Genomic DNA, 672 nt, shown 5'->3' with positions numbered 1-672 from the left:
TGATAAGGGAAGCAACTTGAGTTTAGATCGAGGTGGATATACCCCTTTACACGCGTCCGCTGCATCAGGGAAATTGGAGATTACTAAAATATTGATTCAAAGTGGTCTATCCATTAATAAGCAAGATCAAAATGGGACAGGGTATACACCATTGCACTGGGCTACTCAAGAAGGCTACTTAAGGGCAGCCCTGTTCGATCGCATCCCATAAAACTTAGTTGAGTCTTTGTTATCCGTTTAATATGGTGTTAACGCCCAATCATTAACTCCCGTTATGCAATTTCCAAAAAAAGCTTAACGTCTTTTTAAATTTTATTTATCATCCCAAAAATCGCCACTTTTGTGACAGGTAATGCAAAGACCATTTATACATTGAAACGATACCCGGCGCCCCAAACCGTTTCCAGGTATTTAGGATGTGCCGGGTCTCTTTCGATTTTTTCACGTAATTTTCTAATATGGACGGTGACAGTCGAGACATCCGCCGCCGACTCCATTCCCCAATTGCTCTCATATAGTTGCTCCTTGCTCAATACTTGGTTCGGGTGCATCACTAGAAACAGCAACAAATCGAATTCCTTTGTCGTGAAAGGCACTTCCCCGCCATTGATATGAACTTTACGCGATGACTTATCTATCGATATACCGTGAACGAAAACCGTATTTATTTTG

Annotated in this window: 2 protein-coding genes; one reads left to right on the top strand and one right to left on the bottom strand. The window is 41.5% G+C overall.

Annotation, left to right across the window (positions count from 1 at the left end):
• Positions 1–211: ankyrin repeat domain-containing protein (locus CVN76_RS00230; protein ID WP_232732030.1), on the top strand; the 211-nt coding region annotated here is incomplete at its 5' end.
• A gap of 154 nt (positions 212–365) precedes the next feature.
• Here the strand turns inward: CVN76_RS00230 and CVN76_RS00225 are convergent.
• On the bottom strand, positions 366–672 hold a 307-nt coding region (locus tag CVN76_RS00225; RefSeq protein ID WP_198512384.1), incomplete at its 5' end, for a winged helix-turn-helix domain-containing protein.

It is taken from the genome of Bacillus sp. mrc49 (genome assembly GCF_002803435.1).
This window is presented reverse-complemented; position numbering and strand designations above follow the sequence as displayed.